Source organism: Kushneria aurantia DSM 21353 (assembly GCF_000382245.1).
Lineage (GTDB): Bacteria > Pseudomonadota > Gammaproteobacteria > Pseudomonadales > Halomonadaceae > Kushneria > Kushneria aurantia.
The window spans coordinates 15132-39593 of record NZ_KB907867.1 but is presented as its reverse complement, the minus strand read 5'-3'; the positions used below and the strand labels follow the sequence as shown (position 1 = coordinate 39593).

General features: G+C 63.5%; 21 protein-coding genes. 14 read left to right on the top strand and 7 right to left on the bottom strand.

Features of this window, described 5'->3' with window-relative positions; all coding sequences use genetic code 11:
• Positions 1-227: 227 nt before the first annotated feature.
• From glnL to H146_RS0106030, 5 genes are all read left to right on the top strand, one after another.
• Positions 228-1301: a nitrogen regulation protein NR(II) gene (glnL, locus tag H146_RS0106050; protein ID WP_019950970.1), complete on the top strand. Its 1074-nt coding sequence runs from the start codon at positions 228-230 to the stop codon at positions 1299-1301.
• Positions 1294-2709, top strand: a complete 1416-nt coding sequence (gene ntrC, locus H146_RS0106045; protein WP_019950969.1) for a nitrogen regulation protein NR(I) — start codon at positions 1294-1296, stop codon at positions 2707-2709. Before glnL ends, ntrC begins: the two co-directional genes overlap by 8 nt.
• 103 nt (positions 2710-2812) lie before the next feature.
• Positions 2813-3676, top strand: a complete 864-nt coding sequence (locus tag H146_RS0106040) for an isocitrate lyase/PEP mutase family protein (protein ID WP_019950968.1) — start codon at positions 2813-2815, stop codon at positions 3674-3676.
• A 59-nt stretch (positions 3677-3735) separates the two neighbouring features.
• Positions 3736-5073: a deoxyguanosinetriphosphate triphosphohydrolase gene (locus H146_RS0106035; protein ID WP_026351781.1), complete on the top strand. Its 1338-nt coding sequence runs from the start codon at positions 3736-3738 to the stop codon at positions 5071-5073.
• Between the two features lie 151 nt (positions 5074-5224).
• Positions 5225-6433, top strand: coding sequence for an MFS transporter (locus H146_RS0106030; RefSeq protein WP_033195490.1), 1209 nt, complete (start codon positions 5225-5227; stop codon positions 6431-6433).
• A 78-nt stretch (positions 6434-6511) separates the two neighbouring features.
• Here the strand turns inward: H146_RS0106030 and H146_RS0106025 are convergent, their stop codons facing one another.
• Positions 6512-8071, bottom strand: a complete 1560-nt coding sequence (locus tag H146_RS0106025) for a carbohydrate porin (protein ID WP_019950965.1) — start codon at positions 8069-8071, stop codon at positions 6512-6514.
• Between the two features lie 255 nt (positions 8072-8326).
• Between H146_RS0106025 and H146_RS0106020 the strand changes: the two genes are divergently transcribed.
• From H146_RS0106020 to betT, 7 genes are all read left to right on the top strand, one after another.
• Complete coding sequence (locus H146_RS0106020) at positions 8327-9595, top strand: ABC transporter substrate-binding protein (protein WP_019950964.1); 1269 nt, start codon at positions 8327-8329, stop codon at positions 9593-9595.
• Between the two features lie 68 nt (positions 9596-9663).
• Entirely contained in the window at positions 9664-10626 is a 963-nt protein-coding gene (locus tag H146_RS0106015) for a carbohydrate ABC transporter permease (RefSeq protein ID WP_051090980.1), read from the top strand.
• Positions 10623-11465: a carbohydrate ABC transporter permease gene (locus H146_RS0106010; RefSeq protein ID WP_019950962.1), complete on the top strand. Its 843-nt coding sequence runs from the start codon at positions 10623-10625 to the stop codon at positions 11463-11465. The genes H146_RS0106015 and H146_RS0106010 overlap by 4 nt, the downstream gene beginning before the upstream one ends.
• A 42-nt stretch (positions 11466-11507) precedes the next feature.
• Positions 11508-12638 carry an ABC transporter ATP-binding protein gene (locus H146_RS0106005; RefSeq protein WP_019950961.1) on the top strand — a complete coding sequence of 377 codons (1131 nt, stop codon included), beginning with the start codon at positions 11508-11510 and terminating at the stop codon, positions 12636-12638.
• Positions 12639-12793: 155 nt separating this feature from the next.
• Positions 12794-14410: a glycoside hydrolase family 13 protein gene (locus H146_RS0106000; protein ID WP_019950960.1), complete on the top strand. Its 1617-nt coding sequence runs from the start codon at positions 12794-12796 to the stop codon at positions 14408-14410.
• Positions 14411-14459: 49 nt separating this feature from the next.
• Entirely contained in the window at positions 14460-15527 is a 1068-nt protein-coding gene (locus H146_RS0105995) for a LacI family DNA-binding transcriptional regulator (protein WP_019950959.1), read from the top strand.
• A 265-nt stretch (positions 15528-15792) separates the two neighbouring features.
• On the top strand, positions 15793-17853 hold the full coding sequence (betT, locus tag H146_RS0105990) for a choline BCCT transporter BetT (RefSeq protein ID WP_019950958.1): 2061 nt from the start codon (positions 15793-15795) through the stop codon (positions 17851-17853).
• 71 nt (positions 17854-17924) lie between these two features.
• Here the strand turns inward: betT and H146_RS0105985 are convergent, their stop codons facing one another.
• Positions 17925-19112: an MFS transporter gene (locus tag H146_RS0105985; RefSeq protein WP_019950957.1), complete on the bottom strand. Its 1188-nt coding sequence runs from the start codon at positions 19110-19112 to the stop codon at positions 17925-17927.
• A gap of 44 nt (positions 19113-19156) precedes the next feature.
• Positions 19157-20164, bottom strand: a complete 1008-nt coding sequence (locus H146_RS21705; protein ID WP_281169608.1) for a TauD/TfdA family dioxygenase — start codon at positions 20162-20164, stop codon at positions 19157-19159.
• 341 nt (positions 20165-20505) lie between these two features.
• On the opposite strand from H146_RS21705, the gene H146_RS0105975 reads away from it, so the two are divergent.
• Positions 20506-21402 carry a LysR family transcriptional regulator gene (locus tag H146_RS0105975; RefSeq protein ID WP_019950955.1) on the top strand — a complete coding sequence of 299 codons (897 nt, stop codon included), beginning with the start codon at positions 20506-20508 and terminating at the stop codon, positions 21400-21402.
• Between the two features lie 32 nt (positions 21403-21434).
• Here H146_RS0105975 and H146_RS0105970 read toward each other — a convergent pair whose 3' ends face one another.
• Both H146_RS0105970 and H146_RS18595 read right to left on the bottom strand, forming a co-directional pair.
• Positions 21435-21698, bottom strand: a complete 264-nt coding sequence (locus H146_RS0105970) for an ATP-grasp domain-containing protein (RefSeq protein WP_019950954.1) — start codon at positions 21696-21698, stop codon at positions 21435-21437.
• 39 nt (positions 21699-21737) lie between these two features.
• Entirely contained in the window at positions 21738-22664 is a 927-nt protein-coding gene (locus H146_RS18595) for a nuclease-related domain-containing protein (RefSeq protein ID WP_019950953.1), read from the bottom strand.
• Positions 22665-22762: 98 nt separating this feature from the next.
• Here H146_RS18595 and H146_RS0105960 point away from each other — a divergent pair, with 98 nt between their 5' ends.
• Complete coding sequence (locus H146_RS0105960) at positions 22763-23629, top strand: NAD-dependent protein deacetylase (RefSeq protein WP_019950952.1); 867 nt, start codon at positions 22763-22765, stop codon at positions 23627-23629.
• Here H146_RS0105960 and H146_RS0105955 read toward each other — a convergent pair.
• Positions 23619-24026, bottom strand: a complete 408-nt coding sequence (locus tag H146_RS0105955; RefSeq protein WP_019950951.1) for a YbaY family lipoprotein — start codon at positions 24024-24026, stop codon at positions 23619-23621. The genes H146_RS0105960 and H146_RS0105955 overlap by 11 nt on opposite strands.
• 2 nt (positions 24027-24028) lie before the next feature.
• Positions 24029-24388 (bottom strand): translation initiation factor, encoded by a 360-nt coding sequence (locus tag H146_RS0105950; RefSeq protein ID WP_019950950.1) that lies wholly within the window; start codon positions 24386-24388, stop codon positions 24029-24031.
• Between the last annotated feature and the right edge of the window lie 74 nt (positions 24389-24462).

Sequence of the window (24462 nt, the reverse complement as noted above, 5' to 3'; positions counted from 1 at the left end):
ATATCCTCGGCATGCCATCCATCCCTTGCCACCCCGCTCGCAGTGATCGGGCTGCGTGAAGTGCAGCCCCTGTTTTATTTGCACATAAATGGTGCATAAACTGAGGGCGATGATGCCGCTGCGCTACTCCTGTGCCTTTTGCTGATGCCGGTTGTCGCTTGTGGTGCGCAGGCTGTGACATCTGGCGCAGTTCTTGCACTACGACAGGGAAAGGAGGCAGAGAGCGCATGTATCAAGGTCTGCTGGAACATCTGACGACCGCCGTGGTGGTGCTCGACGCCCGGCTGCAAGTCATCTGGCTCAACCCCTCGGCGGAGGATCTCATGGGGTTGAGCCTGGCGCGGGTGCGCGGTACCCGGCTGGAGTCGCTGGAGGACGACGGCGGCCGCTTGGCCAGGGCGCTGGCCGACCAGCACCCCTATACTCAGCGCGAGGCGACGCTCGTGCTGGCCAACGGCGAGCACAGCATCGTCGACTACACCGCCACGCCGCTCTCCGACAGCGAGCTGCTGCTGGAACTGGCCTGCCGCGACCGATTGGTGCGTATCTCCCGCGAGGAGGCGCTGATCGCCCGTCAGGAGATGGTCAAGGTGTTGACCCGCGGGCTGGCGCACGAGGTCAAGAACCCGCTCGGCGGCATTCGTGGCGCTGCCCAGCTGCTGGAACGCGACCTGCCCGACGAGGGGCTCAAGGAGTTTACCCGCATCATCGTCGAGGAGGCCGACCGGCTGCGTGACCTGGTCGATCGCATGCTGGGCCCCAACCGGCCGGTGGCGCAGCAGCCGCTCAACGTTCACGAAGTGACCGAGCGGGTGCGTCGGCTGCTGCTGGCGGAGACCGACCGGGTAACGCTTTCGCGCAATTACGACCCCAGCCTGCCGCCGATCATGGGCGACGCCGCCCAGCTGATCCAGGCGGTGCTCAACGTCTCGCGCAACGCCGTCCAGGCGCTGGAGGAGAACGACATCGCCGAGCCGCGAGTGACGCTGCGCACCCGCGCGCGGCGCCAGTTCACCCTCGGCGCCGAGCGCCACCGGCTGGTGTGCGAAGTGGCGGTGATCGACAACGGCCCGGGAATCCCCGAGTCGCTGCTGGAGTCGCTGTTCTACCCGATGATCTCCGGTCGTCCGGAGGGCAGCGGGCTGGGGTTGTCGATCGCGCAGTCGATCCTGCACCAGCACCAGGGGCTGATCGAGTGCGACAGTCGCCCCGGCCACACCGAATTTCGTCTGCTGATTCCCCTCGACGGGCTCAGCGATAACGATCATGGAAGATTTGATCAGGGAGAGAGCGATGACTGAGGTTGCCCGCGTCTATGTCGTCGACGACGACCGCGCCATACGCTGGGTGCTGGAGCGCACCCTGGCCCAGCCGGACATCGAAGTGGAGAGCTTCGAGCGCGCCGACCAGGCCGAGGAGGCGATCAACCGCCAGCCGCCGGATGTGCTGCTGACCGATATTCGTATGCCGGGCATCGACGGGCTCGATCTGATGGCGCGGGTGCGCGAGCAGCACACCGAGATGCCGGTGATCGTGATGACCGCTCACTCCGATCTCGACAGCGCAGTGGCCTCCTATCAGGGCGGCGCCTTCGAGTATCTGCCCAAGCCGTTCGATGTCGACGATGCCCTGTCGCTGGTGCGCCGGGCGATCGCCCACGCCCGCGAACGGCGCACGCCGGCGCGGGCGCCGGAGGGCATCCAGGCCGAAATCATCGGCGAAGCGCCGGCCATGCAGGAGGTGTTTCGCGCCATCGGCCGGCTGTCGCAGTCGCACATTACGGTGATGATCAACGGCGAGTCGGGCACCGGCAAGGAGCGCGTCGCCCGCGCGCTGCACCAGCACAGTCCGCGCGGCCGCGAGCCCTTTATCGCGCTCAACATGGCGGCGATCCCGCGCGATCTGATGGAGTCCGAGCTGTTCGGCCACGAGAAGGGCGCCTTTACCGGCGCCACCTCTCAGCGGCGCGGGCGCTTCGAGCAGGCCGACGGCGGCACCCTGTTTCTCGACGAGATCGGCGACATGCCGGCCGAGACCCAGACCCGCCTGCTGCGGGTACTGGCCGACGGCGAGTTCTACCGGGTGGGCGGGCACACGCCGGTGCGCGTCGATGTGCGCATCATCGCCGCCACCCACCAGCATCTGGAGCAGCTGGTCGAGGATGGCCGCTTTCGCGAGGACCTGTTCCACCGCCTGAATGTGATCCGCATCTATCTGCCCAAACTGGCCGAGCGGCGCGAGGACATTCCGCGTCTGGCGCGCCACTTCCTGGCCGAGGCGGCAAAGGAGCTCTCCGCCGAGCCCAAGGTGCTCACCGAGGCCGCCGAGACGCATCTGTCGCGGCTCGGCTGGCCCGGCAACGTGCGCCAGCTGGAGAACACCTGCCGCTGGCTGACGGTGATGGCCTCCAGCCGCGAGGTGCTGATCGATGATCTGCCGCCGGAGCTGCGCGAGGTCGACGCGGCAGTGGAGAGCGCCGGTGACTGGCGCGGCGCCTTCCGCGAGTGGGCCGACCGTGCGCTGGCCGCCGGTCATACCCACCTGCTGGAGGAGGCGGTGCCGGATTTCGAGCGTATTCTGATCGAGACCGCACTCAAGCACACCGGCGGGCGCAAGGGCGAGGCCGCCGAGCTGCTGGGCTGGGGACGCAATACCCTGACCCGCAAGCTGAAGGTGCTGTTACCGGCGCTGGCCGACGGCAGCGACTGACGGCGCGCCATTGGTGCCGGGGGCGACGAACGTATAAAGTAGGTTGCCCTTCACTCACGCCCGCAGCGGCCGCCCGGCGCGGCCCGGCCCATTTGGAGTTGTCATGGCCACCCCGTCTCAGCACGATCTGCGCAACCGCTTCCGCGAGCTGCTCGAGCGCGACCAATGCTTCTTTACCGCCTCCACCTTCGACCCCATGTCGGCTCGCATTGCCGCTGACCTGGGCTTCGAGGTGGGCATTCTGGGCGGCTCGGTCGCGTCGCTGCAGGTGCTGGCGGCGCCCGACTTCGCCCTGATTACCCTCAGTGAGTTCGTCGAGCAGGCGACCCGCATCGGCCGGGTGGCGCGGCTGCCGATCATCGCCGACGCCGACCACGGCTACGGCAACGCCCTCAACGTGATGCGCACCATCGTCGAGCTGGAGCGCGCCGGGGTGGCGGCGCTGACCATCGAGGACACCCTGTTGCCGGCCAAGTACGGCCGCAAGTCGACCGATCTGGTACCGCTGGAGGAGGGCATCGGCAAGATCGAGGCGGCGCTGGAGGCGCGTATCGATCCCGCCATGGCGATCTTTGCCCGCACCAACGCCGGGGTGCTCAACGAGGAGAACACCGCCATTCGGGTGCAGGCCTACGAGCGTGCCGGCGCCGACGGTATCTGCCTGGTGGGGGTGCGCGATTTCGATCATCTCGAAAGGATCACCGCCGGCGTCAACCTGCCGCTGATGCTGGTCACCTACGACAATCCGGAACTGCGTGATGCCGAGCGCCTCGCCCGTGCCGGCGTGCGGGTAGTGGTCAACGGCCACGGCGCCTACTTCGCCGCTATCAAGGCGACCTATGACTGCCTGCGCGAGCAGCGTGATATCGCCGCCGGCAATCTCGACGCCTCGCAGCTCTCGACCCGCTACTCGACGCTGGAAGAGAACCGCGAGTGGGCGCGGCGCTATATGGATGTGAACGAATAAACAGCACCGGGCGCTATACAGGGCGCTCGATACCATCGGCCCGCCGTAGCGAGGAAGGCATGTCCGCCATGAAATGGGAGCAGTTGCTCACCCCCACCCGGCTCAACGACAAGGACACCGCCCGCGAGCTGGAGATGGGGCGCTCGCCCTTCCACAAGGATTTCGACCGCATCGTCTTTGCCGGCTCCTTTCGCCGCCTGGGGCGCAAGACCCAGGTGCACCCGCTGACCGAAAACGATCATATCCATACCCGCCTGACCCACTCGCTGGAGGTCGGCTGCGTGGGCCGCAGTCTCGGCATGATGGTGGGCGAGCAGCTCGAACCGCGGCTGCCGGCGGGGGTGTCGTCGGCCGATCTGGGAGTGATCGTGCAGGCCGCCTGCCTGGGGCACGATATCGGCAATCCGCCCTTCGGCCATGCCGGCGAATACGCCATCCGCGACTGGTTCAAGCGCGCCGAGGCGGAAGGCAGTGGGTTCCTCGAAGGGCTCAGCGATACCCAGCGTAAGGACCTGCTCACCTACGAGGGCAACGCCCAGGGGTTCCGGGTTGTCACCCGGATCGAGTACAACCAGTTCCGCGGCGGCATGCGCCTTACCGCCCCCACCCTGGGGGCAATGCTCAAGTATCCCTGGACGGTGGAACACGCCGGCAAGGCCGGCAAGTTCGGCGCCTACCAGTCGGAGCGCGAGCAGCTCGCCGGCGTGGCCGAGCTGTTGGGGCTGAAAAGCCGCGGCGACAGCCACTGGTGCCGCCACCCCTTCGCCTGGCTGGTCGAAGCCGCCGACGATATCTGTTATGCCCTGCTCGATCTCGAGGATGGCCTTGAGATGGGCATTCTGCGTTTCGATGAAGTGGCCAGCGTTTTGACCCATATCGCCGGCGGCGCGCCGGCTGAGTACGCCCGCATGGAGCGCGATCAGGTCTCCCAGCGCCGGCGCGTGGCGGCGCTGCGCGGCGCGGCGATGGAGCGGGCGGTCAACGAGGTGGCGGCGGCCTTCGTCACTCACGAACAGGCGCTGCTGGAAGGGGGCCTCGAGGAGGACCTGCTCGATCTGTGCCACCCCGACCTGGGCTGGGGGGTGACGGAGGCGAAGCAGATCGCCCGCGAGCGCATCTTTCGCAACGCCCGCAAGGCGAAGCTGGAGATCGGCGCCTACACCACCCTGGGGATACTGCTCGAAGCCTTTATTGGCGCCGCCCACGAGCTACACCATACCGGCCAGTCGAGCTTCAAGCACCAGCGTGTGCTGGCGCTGATCGGTGAAAACACCCCGCAGCCCAGGTGGCCGCTCTACGACAGCTACCGGCGCATGCTCGACTTCATCGGTGGCATGACCGACAACTTTGCCGTCGATCTGGCCCAGGAGATGGGCGGGCGGCTGCGGGGGGAATGATGCGGGTTGATCATGGCGGCCGGCAGTGACGTGATAGCGCCGTAGCGTGAACAAGGCCGCGACACTCTATCGGTTGCGGCAGTGAAAGAACCCGAAGATAATCCTCGAGCGAGATCCACCTACCCGACGAGAAGCCACAGGGTTTTATATCGTGACCAGATCAACCTTTCGAACGTGGGGCGGCGTTGGCGTCCTCTGTCTGGCGTCCTTCACGATGGTGACCACCGAATTCGCGCCGATCGGGCTGTTGTCCCGGATCGCCTCGGATATTGATGAATCTCCCTCGATGGTCGGGCTGGCCGTCACTCTGTATGCCTGGATCGGAGCGGCCAGCGGCCTGTTATCCAGCTGGGTCAGTCACCGGATCTCGCGCAAGGCCCTGTTGATCTCCCTGATGCTGATTCTTGCTGCCTCCAGCGTCCTGGCGGCGCTGTCTTCCGATCTGTCGACCCTGCTGGGCGCTCGGGCCCTGGGGGCCATCGCCCATGGCGTGTTCTGGGCGAGCGTTGCCGCGACCGCGGCGCAGATGGTGCCAGAGGGACGGGTGGGGCTGGCGACGTCCATCGTGCTGGGGGGCATCACGGTAGCGACCGTCATGGGCGTGCCGCTGGTCAACCTGATCGGTCAGTACGTGGACTGGCGTACCGCCTTCGGGTGTCTGGCGGGCATGTCTGCCCTCTGTGCCGGCGCCCTTGCGTGGATGCTTCCCCCCATGCACCTGCCGTCGTCATCCGGCGCCAGTGGTTTCATGGCGACCATCAGGCGCCGGGACCTGAGAGTGACCTATGTCATCACCGGTCTGACGGCCGCAGCGCATTTCGGGGCGTATACCTTCATCGAGCCATTCCTGAGCGCCATTCCGGGCATCTCGGCCTATGCCGTTGCGGTCATGCTGTTTGCCTTCGGGGCTGCCGGCTTTGCCGGCAATCTGTTGAGCGCCCTGCTGATTGACCGCCATTTGAGAGTCTTCATTTTCATGGCACTGGTCGGTATGGCACTGGCCATCATGGCGCTGGGCCTGGGCGGTCCCACCACGGGAGTGTGGTGGATCGTCGGCCTGCTCATTGTCTGGGGCATGACCATATCTGCCCTGTTTACAGGCCTGCAGACCTGGGTGCTGTCACTGGCCGGTGAGCATACCGTACCGGCCACCGCCATTCACACGGCGGTCCTGAACGCGGCCATCGGCGTGGGCGTGATTGTCGGAGGCGGCGCCCTCGAGTCGGTCGGCATCGACGGTGCCATGCTGTCGGCCAGCCTGGTGATCCTGCCGGCGATCGTTTTGATGGTCGCCTCCGGGAGGCGTGGCGCATCACCTGCGCCGGCTCGGGAGGCGGGTAGTGGCTGGGATGAGGCGTGAAGGATCAAGGGCGTGAAGGATCGGGAGGGGCGCGGCCCGGCCGCGCCCCTTGTGTCCCTGTATCCGGTGCCTTGAGGCCTAGAACCAGATCTCCATCTGGGTGCCGAAGGTCCACTCGCTGCCGGTGAAGTCGTCGCTGCCCAGCGCATCGGTCTGGGTAAAGTTGTTGAGGTCGCTGTCCCAGTCGCTCCAGGTGACGAAGAAGCGGATCTCCGGGCGGTTCCAGAATCCCCCCACCATCGGCTTGAAGGTCGGCGCCACGGTCAGGCGGGTGTAGCCGCCCTCGACGTCGTTGAGCCCTTCATAACCTTTCGGGTCGAGATCCATCCACTGATAGCTGCCCTCGTACTGCATCTCGAAGTTTTCGGTCAGCTCGTTGGCCAGCCGCGCACTGAGGGTTGCCCAGTTGTAGCTGTCGCCACTGGCGTAGCGGTCTTTACTGGTCTGTGCCAGCAGCGTGGGGGCAATGCGCCAGTGCGGGGCGATATAGGTGGTGCCGTTGAGGGCCAGGCGTGCGGTATCGGCCTGCTCGAGCAGGTTGCCGTCCGATCCCATCGCCTTGACCTCGGCGCCCAGTCCGTGACCGTAAAGCAGTGCGGCGACCGTGGTGCCCTCGCGCAGGCCGAAGAAACTGTCGCCGTGGTAGGCCGCCATGGTATGGAAGCCCTTGTCGGCAGCGCCCGTGCCGACAACGTTGTCGCGTGAGTCGTTATCGCGCGCGTCGTTGTCGTTGGCCGACATACCGCTGACCATCCACTGCCAGTCGCCGAAGAAGTTGTTGCTGGTGAGAATCAGGTTGTCGGTGCTGCCCTGCAGATCCGGCGCATCGCTGGTAACCACCGGATAGTCGCTGAAGCTGCGACCGTAGAGTGACAGGTTGGTGGTGGCGTTATCACCAAGCGCCACGTCGTAGATACCGGCACCGGTGCCGGCGAGGAAGACGACATCGCTGTCGAGCCAGTGGATATCGAAGTTATCGCGGTCAAAGCGTTTGCCGGCCCAGATGGAAGCTCCCTCGAAAGCGCCGGTGAAGGTCGGCAGGTCGCTGAATTCGGCGTAGACCTGGCGCACATTGAGCTGTGACTCGTCGGCGGTCCAGTCGTTGAGAGAGGTGTTACCGTCGGCCAGCATGACGCGATAGCGCGATTTGGCGCCGTTTTCGTAATTCTGCCGATAGTCGAACACCGTTTCGACATAGGTGTCGGGCTCGTTGCCCAGCCGTCCCACCGAGCCGCCGGAGCGCCCCGCCGGGGTCAGGTAGGGACCGCCGGGCGCGCTTTTGAGATGGTCGTCGAGCAACAGGCCGGAGCGAGCATAGGCGCTCATCGACAGCCCTTCATCGCTCGGCGGCGGCGGTGGCGGATTTTCGCTATCGCGGGCCTCGATCTGGGCTACGCGAGCCTCCAGCGCGTCCTGATCGGCGCTCTGCTCACGACTGTCGGCCAGTGCCGCTTCGGCTCTCTCGGCGCGCTGCTGTGCCTGCTCGGCACGGCGCTCGGAAGCGGCCACGCGCGCCTCCAGTTCGGCAAGGCGCTGCTCGAGGGTCTGGTTCTGGTCGGCCATGACGCTGGTGGACGGTCCCAGTAGTGCGATGGCCACGGCGATAGCCAGTGGCCGGCGTGTCAGCTTTGATGACATGACGGTATTCCCCCAATTGTTTTCTTGTCGTGTTGCCGCCAGCGGCGGAATCACTGGTCCGTTTCAGTCACGAACGAGCGCTGAAGGTAAACTGTAGAAGAGGGCGTTGTTGAGCTGTTCATTGGTCGCATAAACCAAGGGTTATCAGTCCAAGGTCTTATGTATCGCCATTGTAATTGGGCGTAATTTTTCGGTGTCTTAAACGATTAAGCCGATACTGAAAAAAATTTACTTCGAGAAAGGGGTGTTGCCATTATGAAGGCCCGATTGCTTCCCGCAGGTTTTCTTCTGGTTGTCGCCAGCGCCGGCCAGGCGCAGGCGGCCGATCTCACTATCTCCTGCGGCGCCGTGGGTGCCGAGCTGCAGCTTTGCCAGGCAGGGGTGGCCCGCTGGGAAGCGCAGAGCGGCCACAGCGTCGAGGTGGTCTCGACACCCAATTCCGCCACCGAACGTCTGTCGCTTTATCAGCAGATTCTCGGCGCGCAATCCAGCGATATCGATGTGCTGCAGATCGACGTCGTGTGGCCCGGCATGCTGGCACCGCATCTGGTCGATCTCAATCAATACCTGCCGACGAATGCCACCCAGGACTTTTTCCAGTCCATCGTCGACAACAACACCGTTGACGGCCGGCTGGTGGCGATGCCCTGGTTTACCGATGCCGGTGTGCTCTATTACCGCAAGGATCTGCTCGACAAGTATGGTCTTGAAGTGCCCGCCACCTGGCAGCAACTGACCGAGGCGGCGCGCACGGTGCAAGCTGGTGAGCGCGAGGCGGGCAACAGCGGTTTCTGGGGCTATGTGTTTCAGGGGCGCGCCTACGAGGGGCTGACCGTCAACGCGCTGGAGTGGATCGCCAGCTATCCCGAGGGTGGCACCATCGTCAATGACCAGGGCGATATCACCATCGACAATCCGCAGGCGGCGCAGGCGCTGACACTGGCTGCCAGCTGGATCAACGATATCTCGCCGCAGGGGGTGCTTAACTACACCGAGGAGGAGGCGCGCGGCGTCTTCCAGTCGGGCAATGCGCTATTCATGCGCAACTGGCCCTACGCCTGGGACCTGGTGCAGTCGGAGCAGAGCGATATTCGCGACAATGTCGGCGTCGTGGCGCTGCCCGCCGGCGGTGAAAACGGTCAGAGCGCGGCGGTGCTGGGCGGCTGGAACCTGGCGGTATCACGCTACAGCGAGCACCCGCAGCTGGCCGCCGAACTGGTCGCCTTTTTGACTTCTCCCGAGGAGCAAAAGCGCCGTGCCATCGACGGCTCCTACAATCCTACGCTGCCGGCGCTCTATCAGGACGAGGAGGTGCTGGCCGCAGTGCCCTTCTTCGGCACCCTCTATAACACTTTCACTTCGGCGATCCCGCGTCCCTCGGCGGTGACCGGCGACAAATATCCGCGCGTCTCCAACGCTTTTTTCAATACCGTCCATGAAGTGCTGTCCGGGAATACCGAGGCGCAACAGGGGCTGGATGGCCTGCAGAGCGAGCTCAGGCGCATCAAGGGACGGGGCTGGTAAACGGTTGAAGAAGGAGGCGCGTTATGGCGACTCGGCAGCAGGCCGCGACGAGCGATGTCGCGGCCGATATGACGGATAGAGCGTTTTTGCAGCAGCAGGCTGACAGCCCGCGCCGCGAGCGAGGAACCCGGGTACGGCGGCGGCGGGTACGCGCCGCCTGGCTGTTTCTCGCCCCGATGCTGGTAGTGCTGGCAGCGGTTGCCGGCTGGCCGCTTGTGCGCACCTTCTGGTTCAGCATGACCGATGCCAGCCTGTCGAGCCTCGAGGGCGGGCAGTTTATTGGTCTCGAGAACTACCTGGTGTATGACAACGGCTGGTACGGCATCATGGCCGACCCGATGTGGTGGCAGTCGGTGTGGAACACCCTCTACTTCACCCTGGTGTCGGTCTCGCTGGAGGCGGTGCTGGGAGTGATCGTGGCGCTGGTACTCAATGCCCACTTTCGCGGCCGCACCCTGGTGCGCGCGGCAATGCTGATCCCCTGGGCGATTCCCACCGTGGTGTCGGCCAAGATCTGGGCGTGGATGCTCAATGACCAGTTCGGCATCATCAACCATATGCTGCTGGGCCTGGGGCTGATCGACGCGCCGCTCTCCTGGACTGCCGATGCCAGCCTGTCGATGTGGGCAGTGATCATCGTCGATGTGTGGAAGGCGACGCCCTTCGTGGCGCTGCTGGTGCTGGCCGCGCTGCAGATGCTGCCGTCGGACTGTTACGAGGCGGCGAAGGTCGACGGCATCCATCCGGTCAGGGTGTTCTTTCGCGTCACTCTGCCGCTGATTATGCCGGCGCTGCTGGTGGCAATCATCTTTCGTGCGCTGGATGCCCTCAGGGTATTCGACGTCATCTACGTGTTGACCTCCAACGCCGCCTCGACCATGACGATGTCGATCTACGCCCGTCAGCAGCTGGTGGAGTTCCAGGACGTGGGCTACGGCAGCGCCGCCTCGACGCTTTTGTTCATGATCATCGCGCTGATCACGGTGGTCTATCTGTATATCGGTCGTCGTCAGCTGGGAGGTGGCTCATGACCCTGCGCACGCTGAAAGGCATTGTGCTCAAAATCGGCTTCTGGCTGCTGGTGGCGGTGCTGATGGTGTACGCCATCTTCCCCTTCTACTACGCGCTGGTGACCTCGCTGAAGCCCTCCAGCGAGCTGTTTCAGGTGAGCTACTGGGTCGACAGTGTCGATTTCTCCAACTATGCCACGGTGCTCTCTCAGCCCACCTTCCTGGCGGCCATTCGCAACTCGGTGATCGTTGCCGTCAGCGTGGTGCTGATCGCCCTGCTGCTGGGTCTGACCGCCGCCTGGGCGCTGGGTCGGGTGCGCTTTCGCGGCCGCACCACGGTGATGATGATCGTGCTCGGGGTGTCGATGTTCCCCCAGGTGGCGGTGCTCTCCGGGCTTTTCGAGGTGATCCGCACGCTCGATCTGTACAACTCGCCGGGCGGGCTGATCCTCAGTTACACCATCTTCACCCTGCCGTTCACGGTGTGGATTCTGACCACCTTCATGCGCCAGCTGCCCGATGAGCTGGAGGAAGCGGCGATCGTTGACGGCGCCTCGCCGTGGGTGACGCTGACGAAGGTCTTCATGCCGCTTTTGTGGCCGGCGATGGCGACCACCGGGCTGCTGGCTTTCATCGCCGCCTGGAACGAGTTTCTGTTCGCCCTGACCTTCACGCTCACCGACTCTCAGCGCACGGTGCCGGTGGCGATTGCGCTGATCTCCGGCGGCAGCCAGTACGAGCTGCCCTGGGGGCCGATCATGGCGGCCTCGGTGATCGTCACCGTACCGCTGGTGGTGCTGGTGGTGATCTTCCAGCGCCGAATTGTCTCCGGACTGACCGCCGGTGCCGTCAAGGGCTGAGCATTGGTCGCAAGGGTTTCCCGTTGTTGGGCAGGAGGAATTATGGCTGGTGTAAAACTGGAACGGGTCAACAAGCGCTTCGGTTCGACCCGGGTGATCGATGATGTGTCGATGGCGATCGGCGATGGCGAGTTCGTGGTCTTCGTCGGCCCCTCCGGCTGCGGCAAGTCAACGCTTTTGCGGCTGATCGCGGGGCTCGAGTCGATCACCAACGGCGATCTGCTGATCGACGAGCAGCGGGTCAACAACCTGACGCCGCAGGAGCGCGGCATTGGCATGGTGTTTCAGTCCTACGCGCTCTATCCGCACATGAGCGTGTATCAGAACATCGCTTTCGGCCTCAAGCTGGCGAAGACCGACAAGCAGACGGTCGATGAGCGCGTGCGTCAGACGGCAAGGATTCTGCAGCTCGATGGCCTGCTGGAGCGGCTGCCGAAGGCGCTCTCCGGCGGTCAGCGCCAGCGCGTGGCGATCGGCCGGGCGATGGCACGCGAACCGAAGATATTGCTGTTCGACGAGCCGCTTTCCAACCTCGACGCCGCGCTGCGAGTACAGACCCGCAATGAGATCGCCGGGCTGCACAAACGTCTCGGCTCGACCATGATCTATGTCACCCACGACCAGGTGGAGGCGATGACGCTGGCCGACCGGATCGTGGTGCTCAACGCCGGCCACGTCGAGCAGATCGGCACCCCGCAGGAGCTCTACGAGCGCCCCGCCTCGCGTTTCGTGGCCGGCTTCATCGGCTCGCCGCGGATGAACTTCATTCACGTCGAGGCGCGCACCGGCAACGATCGCGGCTGTCGCATCAATGTGCCCGGGGTGGGCGAGCGCGACCTGCCGCAGCAGCTGCCGGCGGACGCTGTCGGCGAGCGGCTGGAGCTGGGCGTGCGCCCCGAGCACCTGCACCTGACGCCGGCTGCGCAGGGCGAGGGTGTCGAGGTCGTCAACGTCGAGTATCTCGGCAGCGAGGCCTATCTCTATCTGCAGATGGCCGACGGCGAGCTGCTGGTGTGCCGCACCGAGGCGCCCAGCCGCTTCGAGCGCGGCGAACGGGTAACGCTCGACTTCGACGCCGACAAGGTGCACCTGTTCGATGGTGAGGGCCGTGCGCTGCCGGTGGCCGATGCCGCGCGCCGCAGCGATCGCCACAGCGAGCAGGCGCCGACCTGACGGCGGCCGGCGCAGTCGCGTCATGCGCCATCTTTCTCTATACACAAGTTGACACCCTTTTCATCTATAACCGGCAAAGAGCGCGAACGCGATGGCGGCGAGCAGCATTGGCCATCGGGTATCGTCTCCGAACCCTTGCGATCACGGGAACTCTCATGATTCACCCGCAGTGGTGGCGCGACGCCGTCATCTATCAGATCTATCCGCGTAGCTTCATGGACGCCAACGGCGACGGCATGGGGGACCTGGCCGGTGTTACCGAACGCCTTGATTACCTCGCGGCACTCGGCGTCGATGCGCTCTGGCTGTCGCCCTTCTACCGCTCGCCGCAGTGCGATGCCGGCTATGATGTGGCCGACTATCGCGACGTCGACCCGCTGTTTGGCACCCTGGACGATTTCGACCGCATGCTGGCGGGTGCCCATGAGCGCGGTATGAAGGTGATCGTTGACCTGGTGCCCAACCACACCTCGAGCGAGCACGTCTGGTTTCGCCAGGCACTGGCCAGCCCGTCCGGCAGCCCCGAGCGGGCGCGCTATATGTTCCGCGAAGGACGCGGCGAACACGGCGAGCTACCGCCCAACAACTGGCAGAGCATCTTCGGCGGCCCGGCCTGGACGCGTATCGATGACGGCCAGTGGTATCTGCACATGTTCGATACCGGCCAGCCCGATCTCGACTGGCGTAACCCGGAGGTGCGCGAGGAGTTCGAAAACGTATTGCGTTTCTGGCTCGGGCGCGGCGTCGATGGCTTTCGCGTCGATGTTGCCCACGGCATGATCAAGCAGCCCGACCTGCCCGATTGGGACGGCGAGCAGGTAATGGTCGAGGGCGGCAACCGCGGCCCGATGTGGGACCAGGATGAGGTGCATGATATCTATCGGCGCTGGCACCGGGTGCTGGCCGAGTACGGCGACGACCGCATGATGGTCGCCGAAGCCTGGCTCAAGCCGGAGCGAGTGATTCGCTATATTCGCCCCGATGAGATGCAGCAGGCGTTCAATTTCGACTACCTGATGGCGCACTGGAAGGCCGATGAGCTGCGCAACGTAATTGACCGCTCGATCGCCAGCAGCAGTGAGGTCGGGGCCACCACCACCTGGGTGATGTCCAATCACGACGGCGTGCGTCACGCCTCGCGGCTGGGGCTCTCCGACCCCGGTGCGCGCCCGCAGAAGATCGGCGCCGAGGATGAACAGCCCGACGAGGCGCTGGGCCTGCGGCGGGCGCGGGCGATCATCATGCTGACGCTGGCGCTGCCGGGCTCGGCCTATCTTTACCAGGGTGAGGAGCTGGGCCTGCCGGACCACACCACCATGCCGGATCGCTACCGTCAGGACCCGGGCTTTCTACGCACCGGCGGCGAGGACGGCGGGCGCGACGGCTGCCGCGTGCCGCTGCCGTGGCGGGCGGACGCACCGGCCTTCGGTTTCAGCGATGGCGCTGCCGCCGAGCCCTGGCTGCCGCAGCCCGTCAGCTACGCCCGCTATGCGGTCGATATTCAGCAGGATGCGCCGGATTCGACCCTGTCACTCTATCGGCGCCTGCTGGCGCTGCGCCGCGATTACAATCTCGGCCGCGGTATGCTGGTCTGGCATGTGAGCCCGCGCGATGACGTCATGAGGGTCAGTAACGGCGATATCACCGTGGTGCTCAATCTGGGCAGTGCGCCGGTGGCGCTGCCCGAGGGGCAGGTGATCGCCCACAGTCTGCCGGAGGCGGCAGGCGGACGTGAGCTGGCCGGCAACGCGGCGGTATGGCTCCTGTCATGATCAAGACTGTCTGCGCCGGTAGTGCGAGCCGGCGTCGGTTGGATCGCGTATGAGCCCCCGTCGCCGCGCGGCGACGCGCATTACCCTCAAGCAGGTGGCCGCACGGCTGGGCGTGTCGGCGGCCACCGTCTCCAACGCCTTCAATCGTCCCGACCAGCTCTCTGCGCGCCGTCGCCGGGAGATTCTCGCCGCGGCCCGGGCGCTGGGCTACAACGGCCCGGACAGCCGTGGCCGCACGCTGCGTACCGGGCTCAGCCGGATCATTGGCGTCGTGCTCTCCGACGACCTCGGCTACAGTTTCTCCGACAGCGTGGCGAGCGAGTTTCTGGCCGGTATCTCGCAAGTGTTTGACGCCCACGACTACCGTATTCTGCTGCTGACCAACGCGACCCGCACCGATCGTCCCTTTTCGTCCTTCAACGGCGTGGCCGACGGCTACCTGGTCTACGGCTCGCTTCCCGACAACGATCAGTTGACACAGATCGGCGAGCCGCAGTCGCAGCCGGTGGTGACCGTCGATAACCTGATGCCGGGGCGGCCTTCGGTCGGCATTGATAATCGCGACGCGGCCTTCGAGCTGGCGCGCCGAGCGCTGGCCGGTGGCGCTCGGCGCCCGGCGGTACTGGCGCTGCGTCTGACGCTGGACGCTCCGGCGGGGAGCTGCGAGCGTCATAGGCCGTTGCAACATCCCAATGCCATGATGCTGGAGCGCCTCGCCGGCTTCGACCGCGCGCTGGCCGAGGCCGGCTTCGAGCCTGCCGCAGTGCCGCTTTACAACGTCGATGGCAACACCTTTGAAGCAGCGGCGCCGGTGATCGAGCCGCTGCTGGATGACGATACTCCCCCCGACCTGCTGCTGTGCATGTCGGACCGGCTGGCGCTGACTGCCCTGAGCCTGGCCGAGCAGCGCGGCATTCGGGTGCCGCAGGCGCTGCAATTGACCGGCTTTGATGGCATTGCCGAGGGGCAGCGCCGCCCGCCGTATCTGACCACGGTCTACTACGACAGCCGCGCAAAGGGCATTCGCGCGGCGCGCATGGTGACCGGCCTTGACGATGATAAGGAGGTGGTAATACCCACCTGGCTGATCCACGGCCAGACCTGTCCGATCGACTGACTTATCCGACATTCTGCCTATACCTGTAACCTTTCCGCCGCAGGGGCATCGCGCCAGAGGGGCCGCTACCAGGGCGATGACGGGCGTTCCATCGGCGTCGCATAAGCGTCGCTTCTACATCGATTGCGACCCGATAAGTGATTTTTTTTGAATGTCCGTTAAACTATAAACCGGCAGCGTATCCTTTGGCGCCGATCGGGCGCTCCGGATCGGAAGGTAACGCGCTACGTAATGGGGTTCTTTTAACAATCAATCGGGAAACCTTATGAGCACAGCAACGGACAAGGACAGGGTGAACGAGGACCGGCTCAATCCGGTCGTCTTCTACGGCTCCTTCATCGGCATCGTGGTGTTCTCGCTATGGGCGATGATCGCCACCGAGCAGGCCAGTGCGGTCATCAACGCCTTACTGGGCTGGATCTCCAATACTTTCGGTTGGTATTACTTCCTGACCGTGGTGATCTATCTCGCCTTTGTGGTGTTTCTGGGCGTGTCGCGCTTTGGCAAGATCCGTCTCGGGCCCGAGCACTCCCGACCGGATTTCAACATCTTCTCCTGGTCGGCGATGCTGTTCTCCGCCGGTATCGGGATCGGGGTTATCTTTTTCGCTCTCGCCGAGCCGCTGACCCAGTTCTACAACGCGCCCGATGCGCCCGAGGGGCAGATTGCCGCCGCGCGTCACGCCATGGAGCTGACCTTCCTGCACTGGGGGCTGTCGGGTTGGGGGATCTATACCCTGATCGGCATGTCGCTGGCCTTTTTCAGCTATCGTCACAATCTGCCGCTGACCATCAGTAGCGCGCTTTATCCCATCTTCGGCAAAAAAATCTACGGCCCCATCGGCCACGTGGTGGATATCGCCGCGGTGCTGGGCACGGTTTTCGGCATTGCAGCCAGCCTGGGTATCGGCGTGATTCAGCTCAACTACGGGCTGAACTTCATGTTCGGTATTACCGAGAGCGCCTGGACGCAGACCGCGCTGGTGCTGCTGATCGTGCTGTTTGCCACCATCTCGGCCGTCACCGGGGTCGAGCGCGGCATTCGCCGACTCTCCGAGTTCAATATTCTGCTGGCGATCGCACTGCTGCTGTTCGTGCTGTTTGCCGGCGACACCATCTTCCTGCTTAACGCCCTGGTGATGAACGTGGGGGACTACCTCTCCTCGTTCGTGTCGATGTCGTTCGATACCTACGCCTTTGATCGGCCGACCGACTGGCTCAACGCCTGGACGCTGTTCTTCTGGGCCTGGTGGGTTGCGTGGGGGCCGTTTGTGGGGCTGTTTCTGGCGCGTATCTCGCGTGGGCGCACCATCCGTACCTTTGTCGCCGGTACGCTGACGCTGCCGATCGCCTTCATGATGATCTGGATGTCGATTCTGGGTAACAGCGCCATCGATATGGCGATCAACGGGGCCAGTGATTTCGGCCAGCAGGTGATGAACAATCCGCCCGCGGGGATCTATCTGTTTCTGGAGACCTATCCCCTCCCGGTGCTGACTACCATCGTCGTCAGTATTCTGGCCATTGTGTTCTTCGTGACCTCGGGGGATTCGGGCGCGCTGGTGCTGTCGAACTTCACCTCGATTCTCAAGGATGTCAGCAGTGATGCGCCGATCTGGATGCGCATTCTGTGGTCGGCGGTGATCGGCGTTCTCACCCTCGCGCTGCTGTTGGCCGGCGGTCTCTCCACCCTGCAGAGTGCGGTGGTGATTACCGGGTTGCCCTTCTCGGTGGTGATATTTTTCATGATGGCGGGCCTCTACAAGGCGCTCAAGGTTGAAGCCTTCAAGGAAGAGAGCCATCGGCTGAGCCTTTCCAGCTCGCTCTCCGGTCGCATGGGCGGCAGCGGTGACAGCAGCAAGCACTGGGAGCAGCGTCTCGAGCGCTCCATGAACTTCCCGGATCGTCAGCAAGCGCGGCAGTTCATCGCCGAGACGGTGCAGCCGGCCATGACGTCGATCCGCGACAAGCTCAAGCAGCGCAATCAGAACGTCGAGGTCAATCAGGGCGAGCAGAACGACAACGACTACATCTCGTTGAACGTTGACTTCGGCGAAGAGCAGAACTTCACCTACCAGGTGTGGACACGGGCGTTCCCGCTGCCCGCCTTTGCCCTTTCCCGGAACAGTAATCGCGAGGAGTACTTCCGCCTCGAGGTGCATCTGCTGGAAGGCAGTCAGGGCTACGACCTGATGGGCTACAACACCTCGCAGGTCATCGAGGATATTCTCGACCAGTACGAGCGACACCTCGAATTCCTGCACCTCAATCGTATGGAGCCGGGCAGCATCAACATGCCCGACAGCCCGGAGCAGCCGCCGGTCTGACCGCGCTGCTTCACCATACTCCTGGCCCGGCCGCCCCTGTGCGGCCGGGTTTTTTTAAGTTGGCAACACGGTTACTGTTTGGCAGGGCGGTTGGCTCCCGCACTCATCGCGACGCCCAGGGCAACGAGGGTGAGAATGCCCGCGATAAAGAGATACAGGCCCGAGTCGCCCGTCAGGGCCATGGTTGCCGCCGCCGCCGTCGGGCCAAAGGTGGTGCCCAGACAGAAGGCGATGAGCAGTGCGCCACCTGCTCGCACGAAATCGCCGGGATCGAGTCTATCGTTCACATAAGCGACCCCCAGCGAATAGACCGGATGGCTGAACCCGCCCAGCAGAAAGCTGAATATCACCAGATCCCACAATCCTGACGCCATCGTGGCGATCACGACCGCCGCCAACGCCGAGCTTGCCGATGCGACGAAGAGCACTGGCAACCGCCCAAAACGATCCGCTGCCGCCCCCATGATGGGGTGGGCGAAAGTGGGGGCGATCAGCATGGAACCAATAAAGATCGCGATCTCCGAGGTGTCGAGGCCTGCTCTGTCACCATACACCCCGGCCATGCCGTAGAACGCCGCATTGACTGAGCCAGAGACGAACGCGGCCAGCATGCCAAGCGGTACGAGCGCGAGCAGGCGTCCAAAGGGCAGCGTCCCGGGTTCGTTTTGCACGGGTTCTTCCAGGGGACAGAACACCAGCGGGATGATCGCTAGCGTAAATAGCAATCCAGCCAGGATGTAAGGCTGACCATTGAGGCCCAGTCCCAGGACGAACGGGCTGATCGCGATACCCAGCATGCGTACCGCTTCGTAGATCGACATGCCACGCGCGCGGGTCTGGTTCGTCGAGGCGTAGTTGATCCAGCTCTCAATGACCACATAGTAACCGCCCAGACAAAACCCGGTGATGAAACGCATGAGTATCCACACCCTGGGGTCGTCCGACAGGGCCAGTGCCATAGTGCTGATGCCTGCCGTCGCCGCCAGGAATGAAAAGGTCCGAATGTGGCGTATGCGAGCAATGATCCGCTCGGTCAACAGAGAACCGGCAAAGGTCCCGGCAAAGAAAACGGACGTGATCAACCCGATGATAAGATCACTGGCGCCCTGATCCTGCAGTTTGAGTCCGATGAGCGGGAAGAGCCCACCCGTTGCGAGGCCAAACGCGAGAACACCGGTCAAGATAAAGCCGAAGGCCCGGAAAATTCCTGGTAGATTGGCATCAGGAGATATTTGAGTCTGTAATATTCGGGTTGACATGGTGCGATTCCTTCTGTGTGCGCGCTATTGGTGCAGGGGAATGATCAAATGAATTCCACGTGCTGATGGCAACGAGCTAGCGCGTTGCGTCTGCTCATCACTTCGGCGGTATCGAGATAGCAACCCTGGAAGTGTCGGTAACCGGTCTCCGGTTGGAAGGCTTCGCGACCATGAAGCATGCGCCGGTTGTCGAATACGAGCGCTTCTCCGGCGCTTGGTTTATGGCTTATCTTGAAGGTTGGGCTCTCGATTAGTGTGACGAAGCGCCTGATCGCTGATTGAATGGAGCGAATATTTTCGAAGCTTGAGTCAAGAGGCGCGATGGTGCTGTTTGACCAATTGATGTAGGTTGGCTCATTCAATTCATTGCATTCTATGATGGGGTGCCGTGCATTGAATTCGCTATCGGAATCTTGAAACCGGAATGGCAGCCGGTTTTGAGATAGACAGGAGAATACGTCGGGTTCGCTCCGCATCAGGTGTTCTGCCACGGCAATGCCATCGGCTAGTAGTGAGGCCCCTCCTACCGCATCGTTTGAAAGGCAATGCAGAATCTGTAGCCCTGGTGGCATTTCATAGTGAGGCAGGTCTGTATGGAGGGGCAGGAAATTTGCAGTATACGCATTTGAAATTGGCGCAGCTTTTGAGCGTACATCGAAATAGAATCCAAAATTGCTGGATCTGACGGTGCCAATGCGCTTTCCAAATTCGATAGCCATTCCTTTTTCTTGAGGGACCCCTTTTATTATCGACCAGCCCCGCTCAATATAGCCGTCGAGCCATGATAAAAGCGCGCTGTCATCGTTCATTACGTCGCTCCATTGCGCTTCAATAGGTTCTGGCCGGGCGGCGCGTGATGGTTTGATTGAGTTGATCGATGAATCCTGGTTGCATCGGTGGGCATGCAACCATCCTGCCCCGAATAGACTTGGATGTCCGCCATCCTCCCGCAACCAGCGAACCGATAAACCTCCCCCTTCATGAATCGCGATCCACTCAGGTCGGATATCAGATCTGACATCCAGGGGGTGTACCAGCCGTTCTCTCGACATGGGGTGCCGAGATGACGGGTGTGGATCATTTTCGCGAAGCCAAGTGTAGTGAAATGCACCTACATCCCCATTACACCAGACTAGACGGGCAGCTTTTTTGTCAATTTCTTGCGCTTTTATAAGATGGAGGTCGTTTCGATACACTCTCAGGTCATGCATTTCTGTTCTTTCGGTACCGTAGGTGCCAACGTTGCTACAAGTACAAGATTTTTCTGGCATCATGAGTGAGTTAGACATCGAAGCCCCCGACCGTTGTTGGAAGATGCCATTTAACCCTAGGGTGGCTGACAGCACTCGATAACCCCTTGACTCGGCACATTGCCTGTTCTAATTTGGAACATATGCGCTATGAAGCCGATATGGCCATATTTCACGCTATCTTGAGCGCCGGGAGTTTTTCTGGGGCTGCGGCCAATCTCGGCCTGACGCATTCAGCCGTCAGCAAGCGCATAACGGCGCTAGAAGGCAGGCTCGGCGTACAGCTTCTCATCCGTTCGACGCGGCATCTTCGATTGACGAATGCTGGCGAGCTGTATGCCGCCGAAACACGCGACATACTCGCTCGCCTGACGGCGGTGGAAACGGAAGTGGCCGAAGGCGCAGGCACGGTTCGCGGGCGGATCCGCGTGACGGCATCGAATGCGCTCGGCCGTATGCATGTCGTGCCGGCCCTTTTCGCGTTCATGCAGCGCTACCCAGAGGTGGAGGTCGATCTGACACTGACGGATACCGTCGTGGATATCGTCCAGGAGGGGATGGATCTCGCTATCCGCAGCGCCAGCTTGCAAGACTCGCGTCTCGTCGCTCGCAAGCTGGCAGCCAACCGGCGGATGGCCTGTGCGAGCCCGGTTTATCTCGCCGAACGGGGTACCCCGCAACGCCCCGAAGACATGCACAACCACGCCTGCCTTCGTCTAAACCTGGCCGGCAGTTTCAATCAGTGGGGGCTGGCCTCGGCAAGTGGCCAAAGGGTTCAGCTTGGCGCTGGTTTTTCCTGCAATTCGCTGGAAACTTTGCATGCGGCTTGCCGGCAAGGGCACGGTATTGCCTGGCTGCCCCTGTTTCTGGTGAAGCAGGATATCGAAGATAACGTGCTACTGCCGGTACTCGAGGCTTACCGCGACGCGACCTGCGATACGTCGATCTCGATAGTGCGTCCTCACATGCACTATGTGCCGAACCGTTTGAGGGTGCTGACAGACTTTATCGTCGACTGGTTCGATCGCCTGGCGTTTTGAGTTTGACGTCTCCCGGAGCCCTCCGTAGACCTTTATCGAAAAAGCGTCGTTTGCCCAATACCCGACATCCCTGAGCCGCCCAGCGGCGTCACTCGCCAGTAGCTGGCAAGAATGCGGTCCCCCACCAGCACGATACGCCGATCGCGATCGATCGGTAGCCTGGGCTGGGCGTAGAGCACCGGGTTATCCGCGGCGAAGCGCTCGAGCTCGCGACGCCGTTCGACCAGATGCACGCCATTGCCGCGGGCGCTGCGAATCTCCTTGAGAATCATCGGATAGCCGATTTCCGCCTCCACAACGTCGATGCCGGCGCGGCTCTGCCCGCGATCGCTTTATCAGGCGCCGGCGGGCTTTGCGCTGTCGGCGGACAGCGGCACATGCATGGGCCTGTCACCGGCCAGCGCTGCCAGCCGCTGGATGACGGCCGTGTGCTGCGGTGCCTCGAGCGGCGTACTGGCGCTGCGTTCGAGGCGCTCGATCAGCATCGACTCTTCGATGACGTCGATATCCGGTTGCTCACGCTCGATATCCAGCGACCAGCCGGGCAGCATCAGCATGCCGCGCACCGCAATATCGCTGCCGCAGTAGCGGGAGAGATCGATATGCAGCCAGCGTCGGGCGCGACGCGCATCGCGCAGCGGGCTACGCTCTTCATGATCGGGAAAGCACAGCCGTTCGCCGTCGAGACGCAGCCGCGGTGACTCGCTTGCCGACCCAGGCGGCGCGCGGCGCGCCTTGACGGTCAGGGCGAACACCCCCTGACGGGTGACGATCACATGGTCGATGCTCGCGCCCTCGGCGGGCACATCGTGAAAGACGTGAATCATCTGTTCGTTGGCGAGCATCAGCTGTTCGAGCTGCCAGGTGACGCTCATCGCGCAGGCCAGCCGCAGGCGCAGCCGCGAGATGCGGTAGGAGAGTATCATCATGAAGGCGCCGACGATCAGCGCCAGCACCGTGGTGGTCAGGCCGTAGAGGCTCCACTCGATCCAGTCCTGATGGGACGAGAAAAGCATCCGCCCCATGCCATAAATCAGCGGCGTAATGGCCACCACCGGGCCCAGCGCGCAGGCCAGAAACAGCTGCACGCGGGCCTCGGCCAGCCGCTCACGAAAGCGGTGGCCCGACTGGCGCAAGTGTTCGCCGGAAGCGGAGAAACCGGGCTTGTCCTGAAACAGATGGCGCAGACCCAGCACCACCACCGCGGTAGCGCCCAGCGGTGTCAGAAAAACGAGAGGCAGTACGTATTCGAGCCAGTCCATGCTTGTCCCCGAGTGATCGGCTTCAGTCTAGCGCCGCGAGCGCCGGGCATCCATGATCGTCACGACCGCCGGGGGCCGGATGACGCACAAGGAGCCACATGAGCAGTGATGCCACCGAGGCCTTACGGCAGCTGAGCGACATGGTACGCGAGCACGCGCCGCTGTGCGTGGTGACCGGTGCCGGCGTCAGTACCGCCAGCGGTATTCCCGACTACCGCGATGACCAGGGGGGCTGGAAGCGCCCGCCGCCCATGACCCATCAGGCCTTCATGGCGAGCCCCGCCGGCCGGCAGCGCTACTGGGCGCGTAGCCTGGTGGGCTTTCGTCTGCTCGCCGCCGCCGAACCGGGGCGTGCCCATCGGGCGCTGGCCGGGCTGGAGCGGCGCGGACTGATCGAGGGGCTGATTACCCAGAACGTTGACCGGCTGCATCAGAAGGCGGGCAGCCGCCGGGTGGTGGACCTGCACGGCCGCGCCGATCTGGTGCGCTGCATGAACTGCCAGCTGCTGGTGCGGCGCGAATTTTTTCATCGTCAACTGGCGCAGCTCAACCCGGACTGGCTGGGCATTGAGGCCGAGGTTGCCCCTGACGGTGACGCCTACCTGGAAGAGGTCGACTTTTCGGATTTTCATGTTCCCGGCTGCCCGCGCTGCGGCAGCGGCATTTTCAAGCCGGACGTGGTCTTTTTCGGCGACAACGTGCCGCGCTGGCGGCTGGCCCGGGCGATGCGAATGCTCGATGACAGCCGTGCGCTGCTGGTGGTGGGCTCCTCGCTGATGGTCTATTCCGGTTACCGTTTCGCCCGCCGTGCGGTCGAGCAGGGCATGCCGATCGCCTGTATCAATCGCGGCCGTACCCGCGCTGACGATCTTTTCGACCTCAAGCTTTCGTGTGCTGTCGATGAGACTCTCGAGGATCTGCTCGCCGGCCTCGAGACGAGCGAGGCCGGTGAGTTCAGGGGCTGACCGGCGCGAGCGGCACGCGTAACTCGCCCTGTGGTGCCTCGCCGCTCAGTACCGGCAGCGGTTCGAGGGTCAGAAAGCGGGTCTCGCCGTTGTCCTCCAGTGCCGCGCTCAGCGCGTAGCGGCGACCCTCCTCAAGGCTGCTGCGCTCATAGCGCAGTGTGAAGGGCACTGGCAGCCGGCCGTGAGTGCGCTGGGTGACCTGAGCGATCGTGCGCCGCCCGCCGGTCATGTCCAGCAGGCGTACTTCGAGTTGGCTCTGCGGACTGATGGCGGCATCGGACGCGACCACCGCCTCGCCGGAGAGCGTGGCAAATTGCGGGCCGCCGGAGAACAGCGAGCAACCGCTCAGAGTTGCCGCCAGCAGCAGCGCGGCGGTAGTGCGTATCACTGCTGCCATCTTCAACCTCCTGCCATGCGCACGGTAAAACCGCGCTTTTCCAGCTCGGTGCGCACGCTGTCGCGATGGTCGCCCTGAATCTCGATCACGCCTGCCTTGAGCGCACCGCCGCTGCCGCAGCGCTTCTTCAGCGCCTGGGCCAGGGTTTTCAGCTCCGCCTCGGCCAGCGGCACGCCCTGCACGGTGGTGACCCCCTTGCCCTTGCGGCCGGCGGTCTCGCGGCGAACGCGCACGACACCGTCCAGCGCGGCGAGGCGCTCCTCGTCGCGGTTTTGCTGCGCCTCTTCCTTGTCCGACTGGCGCAGGTCGCCCTGATCGGTGCTATACACCTGGCGGCTGAGCTGATCCCGCAGTGATGACATGGCCTCTCTCCTCTGGCGTTGGCGGCGTCTCAGCATAGCCCAGCGAGGGCGGGCGCTGAAATATGGCACTGATT

Bases quoted from the DNA above. Each gene is read 5' to 3' on its own strand.
- glnL (WP_019950970.1), top strand. From the start codon at position 228: ATGTATCAAGGTCTGCTGGAACATCTGACGACCGCCGTGGTGGTGCTC.
- ntrC (WP_019950969.1), top strand. From the start codon at position 1,294: ATGACTGAGGTTGCCCGCGTCTATGTCGTCGACGACGACCGCGCCATA.
- H146_RS0106040 (WP_019950968.1), top strand. From the start codon at position 2,813: ATGGCCACCCCGTCTCAGCACGATCTGCGCAACCGCTTCCGCGAGCTG.
- H146_RS0106035 (WP_026351781.1), top strand. From the start codon at position 3,736: ATGTCCGCCATGAAATGGGAGCAGTTGCTCACCCCCACCCGGCTCAAC.
- H146_RS0106025 (WP_019950965.1), bottom strand. From the start codon at position 8,071: ATGTCATCAAAGCTGACACGCCGGCCACTGGCTATCGCCGTGGCCATC.
- H146_RS0106020 (WP_019950964.1), top strand. From the start codon at position 8,327: ATGAAGGCCCGATTGCTTCCCGCAGGTTTTCTTCTGGTTGTCGCCAGC.
- H146_RS0106015 (WP_051090980.1), top strand. From the start codon at position 9,664: ATGACGGATAGAGCGTTTTTGCAGCAGCAGGCTGACAGCCCGCGCCGC.
- H146_RS0106010 (WP_019950962.1), top strand. From the start codon at position 10,623: ATGACCCTGCGCACGCTGAAAGGCATTGTGCTCAAAATCGGCTTCTGG.
- H146_RS0106005 (WP_019950961.1), top strand. From the start codon at position 11,508: ATGGCTGGTGTAAAACTGGAACGGGTCAACAAGCGCTTCGGTTCGACC.
- H146_RS0106000 (WP_019950960.1), top strand. From the start codon at position 12,794: ATGATTCACCCGCAGTGGTGGCGCGACGCCGTCATCTATCAGATCTAT.
- H146_RS0105995 (WP_019950959.1), top strand. From the start codon at position 14,460: ATGAGCCCCCGTCGCCGCGCGGCGACGCGCATTACCCTCAAGCAGGTG.
- betT (WP_019950958.1), top strand. From the start codon at position 15,793: ATGAGCACAGCAACGGACAAGGACAGGGTGAACGAGGACCGGCTCAAT.
- H146_RS0105985 (WP_019950957.1), bottom strand. From the start codon at position 19,112: ATGTCAACCCGAATATTACAGACTCAAATATCTCCTGATGCCAATCTA.
- H146_RS21705 (WP_281169608.1), bottom strand. From the start codon at position 20,164: ATGTCGAGAGAACGGCTGGTACACCCCCTGGATGTCAGATCTGATATC.
- H146_RS0105975 (WP_019950955.1), top strand. From the start codon at position 20,506: ATGCGCTATGAAGCCGATATGGCCATATTTCACGCTATCTTGAGCGCC.
- H146_RS18595 (WP_019950953.1), bottom strand. From the start codon at position 22,664: ATGGACTGGCTCGAATACGTACTGCCTCTCGTTTTTCTGACACCGCTG.
- H146_RS0105960 (WP_019950952.1), top strand. From the start codon at position 22,763: ATGAGCAGTGATGCCACCGAGGCCTTACGGCAGCTGAGCGACATGGTA.
- H146_RS0105955 (WP_019950951.1), bottom strand. From the start codon at position 24,026: ATGGCAGCAGTGATACGCACTACCGCCGCGCTGCTGCTGGCGGCAACT.
- H146_RS0105950 (WP_019950950.1), bottom strand. From the start codon at position 24,388: ATGTCATCACTGCGGGATCAGCTCAGCCGCCAGGTGTATAGCACCGAT.